The 1,853-nt window shown below is 36.0% G+C and carries 3 protein-coding genes; 2 read left to right on the plus strand and 1 reads right to left on the minus strand.

Features of this window, described 5'->3' with window-relative positions; all coding sequences use genetic code 11:
* Together E1171_RS01980 and E1171_RS01985 are read left to right on the plus strand one after the other, a co-directional pair.
* On the plus strand, positions 1–443 hold a 443-nt coding region (locus E1171_RS01980; RefSeq protein WP_155203562.1), incomplete at its 5' end, for a TlpA disulfide reductase family protein.
* Positions 444–452: 9 nt separating this feature from the next.
* Positions 453–1,064 carry a thioredoxin family protein gene (locus tag E1171_RS01985; RefSeq protein ID WP_155203564.1) on the plus strand — a complete coding sequence of 204 codons (612 nt, stop codon included), beginning with the start codon at positions 453–455 and terminating at the stop codon, positions 1,062–1,064.
* A gap of 83 nt (positions 1,065–1,147) precedes the next feature.
* Here the strand turns inward: E1171_RS01985 and E1171_RS01990 are convergent, their stop codons facing one another.
* Positions 1,148–1,645 carry a hypothetical protein gene (locus tag E1171_RS01990; RefSeq protein ID WP_155203566.1) on the minus strand — a complete coding sequence of 166 codons (498 nt, stop codon included), beginning with the start codon at positions 1,643–1,645 and terminating at the stop codon, positions 1,148–1,150.
* Between the last annotated feature and the right edge of the window lie 208 nt (positions 1,646–1,853).

Below are 1,853 nucleotides of genomic sequence, written 5' to 3' on the forward strand. Positions count from 1 at the left end.
AAAAAGATCAAACCGTAGAAGTAATCAAATACCAGAAACTACAAGCTTTAATGAATGGAGAGGTAGAGGGGCAGAAAGAAAAAATCTCTGTAATTAATTTTTGGGCAAGTTGGTGTGGTCCATGCATTAAAGAGATCCCCTATTTTGAGGCCTTGGTAAAAAGTAACTCTGATCATCAATTGCAGGTTTATCTAATTAGTCTGGATGACGTAAACGATTTAGGGAAAAAAGTGCAACCCTTGGTGGATCGGAAAAAGCTACATTCAAAGGTGTGGCTTCTCGATGAAATTGATTTTAATGAATGGGTAGGAAAGGTGAATTCTCAATGGTCTGGAGTCATACCCGCCACCCTCTTGATAAATCACCAAAATGGGAAAAGACTTTTTCATGAAGGGGAATTATCTGAAGTAGAACTTAATCAATTCATTCATCAAATAAATTGACTACTCATTATGAAAAAAACATTCAAATTTCTTTGTGCCAGTCTGGTTTTTGTAATTATGAGTTTTAATACTTCTGTGGAAGGTTACCGTTTGGGTGATTATGTAGAAGATTTTTCGCTCAAAAATATTGATGGTCAAATGGTTTCTTTAGCAGACCAGAACACCCAAGGTTACATTGTGATTTTTACTTGCAATTCTTGTCCCTATGCTAAAATGTATGAAAAAAGAATTCAGGAATTGGATTTGAAATTTGCACCATTGGGCTTTCCTGTAGTTGCTATTAATCCTAATGATCCAATGGTCAAAGCTGAGGATTCTTATGAAAACATGCAGAAAAGAGCAAAAGATATGCATTATTCATTTCCTTATTTGTTAGATGATACCCAGGAAGTAGCCAGAAAGTTTGGAGCCAAGAAAACGCCCGAAGTATACTTGTTGAAAAAAGAAGGGAAGAGGTTTAAACTTGTTTATAAAGGAGCCATTGATAATAATTACAAGGATGGTAATAAAGCAGATAAAAAATATGTAGAACAGGCCATAATGGATCTAAATTCAGGAAGATCCTTAAAATATACAACCACAAAAAGTATTGGTTGCACTATCAAATGGAAACCAGCATAGAATTGCTCTTTTCATAAATTATTGTGTGTCTAAAATAGAAGAGGCTTTTCCTATTGCAGGAAAAGCCTCTATTGTTTTTCTGTTTAATTTTTAAAAGCATATCGAAGGGTAAGACCTACTCCATCACCCCAAACGTCAACACTTCTATAAAGGTTTAAGGCCGGTTTCCAGTTTAGACCAATGTTAATAGGGGCCTCTGAAAAGGTATATTCAATACCAATAATCCCATCTACTCCCAGGGCAAGATAAGAACCATCGTGAAATTCATCTTCGTCGATCCATGGATAATTTCCACTATCTCCCCATACCCCTATGTGGCCACCTAAACCATAAAACCAGGAAAATCCGGGTTCATTAAAAGCAGGGGCTTGAATTTCATACAATCCTGTTAATAAAAAACCTTGTGAGCGCGTATCTAATATTCCTTCCAGGGCGATATCAGGAGTCATAAAATGTTTGACCGTAACACCACTTGAGGGGCCTAAGCGAACTCCTAAACCTGTTTTGTAATCTTGTGCTTGAACAAAAGTGGCTCCTAACAGGAGGAATGCTACAATTAGCAAAGTTTTTGACTTGATCATAATTTTAAAAGGTTGAATAGATTTTTGAAACGTAAATTTTAATTTATCAGCTTGAGGAGTAGCATTTGTTATTTAGCTTGTTAAAGGTGTCGGAAATCTAGTTTAGTTTTTTTGATTGGCAAAATAAACTCCTTAAAATTATAATTTCCACTCCCGGTTACTGGCCATCGGTCAATTTTTTACTATCCAAATCCCCCCACATCACAGC

Origin of the sequence: Xanthovirga aplysinae (assembly GCF_009711365.1) — a bacterium.
GTDB classification, from domain to species: Bacteria; Bacteroidota; Bacteroidia; order Cytophagales; family Cyclobacteriaceae; genus Xanthovirga; species Xanthovirga aplysinae.

Excerpts from the sequence above, each read along its gene's own strand:
- E1171_RS01985 (WP_155203564.1), top strand. The coding sequence starts at position 453 with ATGAAAAAAACATTCAAATTTCTTTGTGCCAGTCTGGTTTTTGTAATT.
- E1171_RS01990 (WP_155203566.1), bottom strand. The coding sequence starts at position 1,645 with ATGATCAAGTCAAAAACTTTGCTAATTGTAGCATTCCTCCTGTTAGGA.